At 69.6% G+C, this 7,335-nt stretch carries 8 protein-coding genes; all 8 read left to right on the top strand.

All coding sequences use genetic code 11. The features are described from left to right. The first annotated feature begins 162 nt into the window (after window positions 1-162). Complete coding sequence (locus tag FNQ90_RS07585) at window positions 163-798, top strand: TIGR03085 family metal-binding protein (protein ID WP_143625161.1); 636 nt, start codon at window positions 163-165, stop codon at window positions 796-798. A 203-nt stretch (window positions 799-1,001) separates the two neighbouring features. Further along, window positions 1,002-1,577 carry an SGNH/GDSL hydrolase family protein gene (locus FNQ90_RS07580; protein ID WP_182605635.1) on the top strand — a complete coding sequence of 192 codons (576 nt, stop codon included), beginning with the start codon at window positions 1,002-1,004 and terminating at the stop codon, window positions 1,575-1,577. Beyond that, complete coding sequence (locus FNQ90_RS07575) at window positions 1,519-2,559, top strand: rhamnogalacturonan lyase family protein (RefSeq protein WP_182605633.1); 1,041 nt, start codon at window positions 1,519-1,521, stop codon at window positions 2,557-2,559. Before FNQ90_RS07580 ends, FNQ90_RS07575 begins: the two co-directional genes overlap by 59 nt. Then, window positions 2,445-3,062, top strand: a complete 618-nt coding sequence (locus FNQ90_RS28655) for a cellulose binding domain-containing protein (protein WP_182605631.1) — start codon at window positions 2,445-2,447, stop codon at window positions 3,060-3,062. Before FNQ90_RS07575 ends, FNQ90_RS28655 begins: the two co-directional genes overlap by 115 nt. A gap of 200 nt (window positions 3,063-3,262) precedes the next feature. Then, the gene (locus FNQ90_RS07565; protein WP_182605630.1) at window positions 3,263-4,576 is read left to right on the top strand and encodes an ABC transporter substrate-binding protein; all 1,314 of its coding nucleotides are present in this window, start codon (window positions 3,263-3,265) and stop codon (window positions 4,574-4,576) included. Between the two features lie 53 nt (window positions 4,577-4,629). Continuing rightward, the gene (locus FNQ90_RS07560; RefSeq protein ID WP_323379828.1) at window positions 4,630-5,592 is read left to right on the top strand and encodes a carbohydrate ABC transporter permease; all 963 of its coding nucleotides are present in this window, start codon (window positions 4,630-4,632) and stop codon (window positions 5,590-5,592) included. Continuing rightward, window positions 5,589-6,542, top strand: a complete 954-nt coding sequence (locus tag FNQ90_RS07555) for a carbohydrate ABC transporter permease (RefSeq protein ID WP_323379827.1) — start codon at window positions 5,589-5,591, stop codon at window positions 6,540-6,542. The genes FNQ90_RS07560 and FNQ90_RS07555 overlap by 4 nt, the downstream gene beginning before the upstream one ends. Window positions 6,543-6,546: 4 nt before the next feature. After that, window positions 6,547-7,215, top strand: a complete 669-nt coding sequence (locus tag FNQ90_RS07550) for a hypothetical protein (RefSeq protein WP_182605628.1) — start codon at window positions 6,547-6,549, stop codon at window positions 7,213-7,215. The last annotated feature ends 120 nt before the right edge of the window (window positions 7,216-7,335 follow it).

The raw sequence follows: 7,335 nt of genomic DNA, 5'->3' as shown, positions 1-7,335 counted from the left end.
GGGGTGGGTTCACTTGCGGACACCGTCCCATTGTGACGGGTCCGCCGGCCGATTCCCCGGTACGTCCGACGGACGGGACGGCGTCCCACCACCCGGGGAACGCCGGCGGGGCGCGCGGGTGGGAATCCACGCTCCGGGGAAGCGGCACCGTACCCTGGTGGCATGTCCACTCATGCCAAGCGTGAACGTCTTCTGCTCGCCGAGCTGCTGGAGAACTCGGGCCCGGACGCCCCCACCTTGTGCGAGGGCTGGACCACCCGGGACCTGGCCGCCCACCTGGTGGTGCGCGAGCGCCGACCGGACGCGGCCGGCGGGGTGCTCATCCGTCCGCTCGCCGGCCGGCTGGAGCGGGTACGGAACGAGTTCGCCGAGAAGCCGTACCCCGAACTGGTGCAGATGTTCCGGGAAGGGCCGGGCAAGTGGTCCCCCTTCGGCCTGAAGCCGGTGGACGAGGCATCCAACACCGTGGAGTTCTACATCCACGGCGAGGACGTGCGTCGGGCCCAACCGGATTGGGCCCCACGCGAGTTGGACCCGGTCTTCCAGGATGTCCTGTGGCGGCGCCTGGAGACCTCGGCGCGCATCATGGGGCGCCGCAGCGCCGTCGGCCTGGTGCTGCGGCGCCCCAACGGGCAGACGGTGGTGGCCCGTCGCGGGGCCCCGGTGGTGACCGTGACCGGCGAACCGGGTGAGTTGCACCTCTTCGCCTACGGGCGCCAGTCCGCGGCCCGGGTGGAGTTGGACGGCGACAGCGGGGCGATCGCGCGCCTGAACGACAGCCGGTTGGGCCTGACCTGATCCGACGGGGAGCCGGGGCGGGGAGGCGACACGCCTTTCCCGCCCCGACCCGTGGTCGACGCTCCGTCCACGAGCCGACCGGCCACCACAGACGTTCGTTCCTGTCGACCGATGTGCGTATGTGTGCCCAAGGCATTGGGACACCGGGAAGGGGGCGGGGAGAGGGGCACCACCCCGACGGCGCCGTACATCCACACACAGGAGTGACGGATCGGCGCACCACCTTCCGTCCCCGGGCATCGGCGTGCCGGGGGCTGTTCCGGGGCACCGTGGCCGGACTCGCCGCACTGGCGACCGCCATGGTCGGGCTCACCGCCCCGGCCGCCGAGGCGGACGGCCCGACGGTCTACCTCGCGGGCGATTCCACGGACCAGACCCACGACCCCCGCTGGGAGCACCGGGCCGGATGGGGCCAGATGATCGACCGCTTCTTCGACGAGGAGGTCCGGTTCGACAACCACGCCATCGGCGGACGCAGTTCCCGCAGCTTCGTCGAGCAGGGCCGTCTCGACGCCATCCTCGATGAGATCGGGGAGGGTGACCACCTCTTCGTGCAGTTCGGGCACAACGACGCCACCGTCTCCGTCCCCGAGCGGTACACCCCACCGGAGGACTTCAAGGAGTACCTGCGCGAGGACTACATCGCCGGGGCCCGGGAGCGCGGCGCCACCCCGGTCCTGGTCACCCCCGTGTCGCGACGCGCCTTCGACGCGAACACCGGTGAGTTCCACGTCCTCCTACCACCTCAACGACGCCACGGTCGCCGACCTGACCGGTGACGGTCGGGACGAGATCGTCTACGGCGCCATGACCGTGAACCACAACGGCCGACCGCTGTACAGCAGCCGGCTGGGCCACGGTGACACCCTGCACGTCAGCGACCCGGACCCGAGCCGTCCCGGTCAGGAGATCTTCTCCACATTCGAGTCGATGAGCGACTCCGGGGGCCGGGGTGCCGCCCTGCGGGACGCGGCCACCGGTGAGATCATCTGGTCGATGCCGAGCACCCGGGACGTGGGGCGCGGCGCGGCCGGTGACATCGATCCCACCCACCCGGGCGCCGAGGCCTGGGCGGTGACGGTCGACGGGGAGTGGAACTCCCGCGCGGGTGAGCTGCGCGCCGCCGACGGCACGCTGATCGGGACCGACATCCCGGCCGCCAACTTCATGATCCGGTGGGACGGCGACCTGCTGCGCGAAATCCTGGACCACGAGTTCGACCCGAACGGCGACGAGCCCGCCGGGCGGCCGTACATCGCCAAGTGGGACTGGGAGGAGCGGGAGCAGCGCGAGATCCTCGCCCCGGAGGGGGTCTTCTCCAACAACCACACCAAGGGCACCCCGGTGCTCCGGGCCGACCTGTTCGGCGACCGGCGCGAGGAGGTGATCTGGCGGCTGGAGGACGACTCGGCCCTGCGGATCCTCACCACCACCGATGTCACCGGACACCGGCTGCGGACCCTGATGCACGACCCGCAGTACCGGCCGGCCGTGGCCTGGCAGAACGAGAGCCACAACCAGCCGCCGCACCCGGGCTTCTTCTCGGGCACGGACATGGAGGAGCCGCCCGCCCCGGACATCCGGTACGTGGGCGCGCCGCCGGCCGACGGCGACGACGGGCTCCCACCTGTGAGATCCGCTGCACGGTGCACGGCACCTGGCCGGCCGGCTTCAACGCGCAGGTGTGGATCTCCAACACCGGTGACGAGGAGCTGCGGGACCGGGAACTGTCCTGGACCTTACCGGACGGGCAGCACGTGACGCAGATGTGGAGCGCACGTCCCGAGCAGGAGGGGGCCACGGTGACCGTGCGGCCGGAGTCCCGGCTGTCCCGGATCGCCCCGGGCTCGTCGGTGACCTTCGGTTTCCCGGGGCACCGGGGCGACGCCAACGGCGTTCCCGAGTCCTTCGCGATCGACGGGGCGGCCTGCTCCGTCGGCCGACCGGCCCCTGTTTCCCGGGGTACCGATGTCTCCCGGATTCCGACGTGCCCCCGGTTCGGCGGTCTCCCGCCGGACCGGGGGCACCCCTTCATTCGATCGGTCGAACAGGCGTCGACATGCCGACCATCCCCCTTGACGCGGGCGGGTGCCGTTGCGAGACTCCGAAACAGCCCCGGGGTGCGCGATTTCCCCGGAAGATGCGCTGCTTGCGACATGAATCGATTCACGATCAGGCCCGGAGAAGCCCCCATCGAATGGGCACCCCGGAGACCCCCGCAGGCCTCCGAACCCCCTCGACTTCCCCCGGGCAAGCCGCGCTGACATGCGGAAAAACGATCACGGTCACGTTTCCGAAAAGTTACCGACGACCGGGTTCACAGATCGACCCCCGGCGGTATTGTAACGATTCACTTCAGGCGACACCGAGGGCTGCGGAAGCGGTGCCGTCCACTCCGGTGGCCGACATTCACGCCACCGGCGACGAAGTGCTCCACGCATTGACGAGAGCAGGGAGGCTCCCAATGTCCATCAGGAAAGCCGCGATCCGCGGTATCGCCCTCGCGGCGGTCGGCTCACTCGCCCTCACCGCCTGCGGTTCCAACGGCAACGGCGGCGACGGCGGCAGCGGCGAAGGGGGGCAGGTCACCCTCAACTTCCAGTGGTGGGGCAACGACGACCGCGCGGACCGCTACCGGCAGGCCATCGACCTGTTCGAGGAGCGGAACCCCGACATCAAGGTGAACACCGGCTTCGCCGCCTTCCCCGACTACTGGACCGCCCGCAGCACCGAGGCCGCCGGACGCTCCCTGCCGGACGTCATGCAGATGGACACCTCCTACCTGCGCCAGTACGCCGACACCGGCCAGCTGGCCGATCTGAACGAGTACCTGGGCGAGGCCCTGGACCTCTCCGAGTTCGACGAGGCGCTGGTCGACGCCGGGCGGGTCGACGACGGCCTGTACGCGGTGGCCACCGGCACCAACACCCTGGCCCTCTTCTACAACCCCGGCCTGCTCGACGAGCTGGGTGTCGAGCCCCCGGCCGAGGACTACGACTGGGACGAGTACAACCGCGTGCTCGCCGCGATCTCCGAAGCCGGCGCCGACGCCGACCCGCAGGTCTACGGCGCCACCGACTACACCGGTACCTTCTGGCTCTTCATCCAGTGGCTCCTCCAGCAGGGCGTCGAGCCCTTCACCGAGGACGGGGACCTGAACTTCACCGAGGCGCACATGACGGAGTGGCTGGAGCTGGCCTCCGAGGTGCGCGAACCGGAGAACCTGACCTACCCCATCCAGCGCACGGTCCAGCTCGAGCCGCTGGCGGGCTTCACGGTCGAGGAGGCGGCCATGGAGTTCCACTGGGACAACTTCCTGGCCGGCTACGTGGGTGACTCCGGCGTCGAGGACCTCCAATTGCTGCCGGTGCCCTCGGGGCCCGATGGTGAGAAGCGTCAGTTCTTCAAGCCGACCATGCAGCTCTCGGTGAGCGCCAACAGCGACCACCCGGAGGAGGCCGCCAAGCTGATCGACTTCCTGGTCAACGACCCGGAGGTGGGCGCGATCTTCGGCACCAACATGGGTGTCCCCTCCTCCCCCGCGCAGCGTGACGCCCTCGACCTCGAGGAGGGCGGCATCGACGCCCGGGTGGTCGAGTACGAGGAGGCGGCCTCCGAGGCCGGTTACGTCACCGAGGCCGCGCCGCTCCCGGTCGAGGGCTTCGGTCCCATCGAGGAGGAGTACCGCAACCTGGGTCAGGAGTTCGCCTACGGCAACCTGACCGTGGAGCAGTTCGTGGACCGCTGGTTCGCCGAGGCCGAGATCCACCTCGGCTGAGCACGTCCCTCCGGCTCCTCCACATCTTTCGTCGCACGAAACGGATCGACCTTGTGACTCTTGCCCGAGAAGCGTCCAAGGCCCCGGAGGTCGGCAAGCCGCCGCGACGGCCGCGCAGCGCGCGGTCGTCGCGGCGGGCGGCCGAGACCCGGGCCGGCTACGCGTTCCTCTCACCGTGGCTGCTGGGCTTCTTCGCCCTCACCGCCGGCCCGATGCTGGCCTCGCTCTACCTGGCCTTCACCAACTACAGCCTCTTCCGGGCGCCGGAGTGGGTCGGGCTCGACAACTTCGTCAGACTCTTCAACGACGACCGATACCTGAACTCGGTCAAGATCACCCTCCAGTACGCGCTGGTGGGAACCCCGATCAAGCTGGCCGCCGCGCTCGCCGTGGCCATGCTGCTGCACAGCAGGCGACGCGGTCAGGGCGCCTACCGTTCCTTCTTCTACGCCCCCTCGCTCATCGGCGCGAGCGTCTCGATCGCCATCGTGTGGCGCGCGATGTTCATCGACAACGGCGTGGTGGACCGGGTGGGCCAGGGCGTCGGCCTCTCCCCCGGCGGCTGGGTCGGCGATCCGTCCATGACGGTGTACATGCTCATCCTGCTGGCGGTGTGGCAGTTCGGCGCCCCGATGGTGATCTTCCTGGCAGGCCTCAAGCAGATTCCGAGCGAGCTGTACGAGGCCGCCGAGGTGGACGGCGCGGGCCCGGTCCGCAAGTTCCTGCGGATCACCCTGCCGATGCTCTCACCGGTGATCTTCTTCAATCTGGTCCTGGAAACGATCAACTCCTTCCAGGTCTTCGGCTCCGCCTTCATCGTCTCCAACGGCACCGGCGGCCCGGCCGACTCGACCATGTTCTACACCCTGTACCTGTACTTCCGCGGGTTCCGCGACTTCCAGATGGGCTACGCCTCGGCGATGGCCTGGGTTCTGGTGCTGTTCGTGGGCCTGATCACCCTGGTCTTCTTCAAGACCTCGAAGCACTGGGTGCACTACGGCGGTGAGGCCAAGTGACCACCACTACTCCGACCACGGGCAAGGCTGCGGCCGCCGCCGAGGCCGCCGGCGGCGGGATGCGTCCCCCCGCCCGGTCCACCGATCACGACGGCGGCCGCGGCCGCGCCCGGCGGCGCCGCACCTGGCGCACGTTCCTCTACCACGGCTCGATCCTGGTGCTGGGCTTCGTGATCCTCTACCCGGCCGCCTGGATGGTGCTCTCCTCCTTCCGGCCGTCCAACCAGATCGTCGGAAACGTCAACCTGATCCCGGACAACACCACGCTGGACAACTTCGTCACCGCGTTCAGCGGTATCGGCGGGGTGTCCTTCTGGACCTTCTTCATGAATTCGATGATCCTGGCGGTCGGCGCGGTGGTGGGCATCGCGCTCTCCTCCACGGTCTCCGCCTACGCCTTCGCGCGCATCGAATTCCCGGGCCGAAATCTGTGGTTTGCCCTGATGATCGGCACGCTGCTGCTGCCTTTCCACGTGGTGATCATCCCGCAGTACATCATGTTCAATTCGCTGAACATGGTGGACACCTTCTGGCCCCTGTTGCTCGGTAAATTCCTGGCGGCCGAGGCGTTCTTCGTCTTCCTGATGGTGCAGTTCATGCGGAACCTGCCGCGCGAACTCGACGAGTCGGCCCGCATCGACGGTGCCGGACACGCCCGGATCTACTGGTCGATCATGCTGCCGCTGATGCGGCCGGTGATGGTCACCGCCTCGATCTTCGCGTTCATCTGGAGCTGGAACGACTTCTTCGGTCCGCTGATCTACCTCAAGAGCCCGGACAACTACACCATGCCGCTGGCGCTGCGCCAGTACGTGGACCAGACCACGGTCTCGGACTACGGCGGGCAGATGGCGATGGCGGTCCTGGCGCTGCTGCCGGTGCTGATCTTCTTCATCATCTTCCAGCGCTATATCGTCGACGGCGTGGCCACCTCCGGATTGAAGGGCTGAGGCGATGCGCGGCAGGAAGGGAGCCGGTCTCGCGCTGTTCGGCGAGACCCTGCTCACGGGCGTGGTCGTCCTCGTGCTGACCCTGCCCCTGGTCACCCTCCTGCCGGCGCTGGCCGCCGGGACCGCCCACCTGCGCCGCCACCTGGCCGGGGACAGCGAGCGGATCGGGGACCTGCTGCGGGACTTCGTCACCGCGGTGCGCGACCTGTGGGCCGCGGGCCTCGGTTTCCTCGCCGGGGCCCTGGTGCTGGTGTGGAACGCCACGCTCGCCGAGGCCGGGGTGATCCCCGGCGCGACCCTTATGTTGCCGGTCTCCCTCGCCCTGCTGGGCGGCTGGGGCGTCCTGCTGCTGCGGGTGGCGGCGGCCTGGTCGGACACCGGTTCGAGGCGGGCCCCGGTGACCGGGGAGGAGAACGGTGGAGCCCCGGTCCGCGCCCACCTGCGGACCGGCGCCGGTGCTCTGCGGGACGACCCCGTGGGCTCCCTGCTGCTGCTCGTCGCCCTGGTGATGTGCGGCGTCTTCGTCTGGATGCTGCTGCCCCTGGCGCTGTTGGTCGGTGGTCTGCTGCCGCTGGCCGTCATCGGTGTCGAGCACCGGGCACGAACCCGGGCCGCCGAGGTGGTGGAGGAGACCGGGAAGCCGGGGCCGACCGGCCGCGCCGCCGAACGCTGAGGGTCCACCGCTTCCTCCCCCGGACCCGCCGGGATCCGTCACGGATCCCGGCGGGCCCGGGCACGTCCCGGCCGCCTTCGGAACGCGTTCGCGCGGCGTCCGCGGGCCGCGTTCCGGGGG

Source organism: Streptomyces alkaliphilus, assembly GCF_014141535.1.
In the GTDB taxonomy this organism is placed as follows: Bacteria; Actinomycetota; Actinomycetes; order Streptomycetales; family Streptomycetaceae; genus Streptomyces; species Streptomyces alkaliphilus.
Note: the sequence above shows the minus strand (reverse complement) of the source record. Positions and strands in the feature narration are given on the sequence as shown.

Bases quoted from the DNA above. Each gene is read 5' to 3' on its own strand.
- FNQ90_RS07585 (WP_143625161.1), top strand. From the start codon at position 163: ATGTCCACTCATGCCAAGCGTGAACGTCTTCTGCTCGCCGAGCTGCTG.
- FNQ90_RS07565 (WP_182605630.1), top strand. From the start codon at position 3,263: ATGTCCATCAGGAAAGCCGCGATCCGCGGTATCGCCCTCGCGGCGGTC.
- FNQ90_RS07550 (WP_182605628.1), top strand. From the start codon at position 6,547: ATGCGCGGCAGGAAGGGAGCCGGTCTCGCGCTGTTCGGCGAGACCCTG.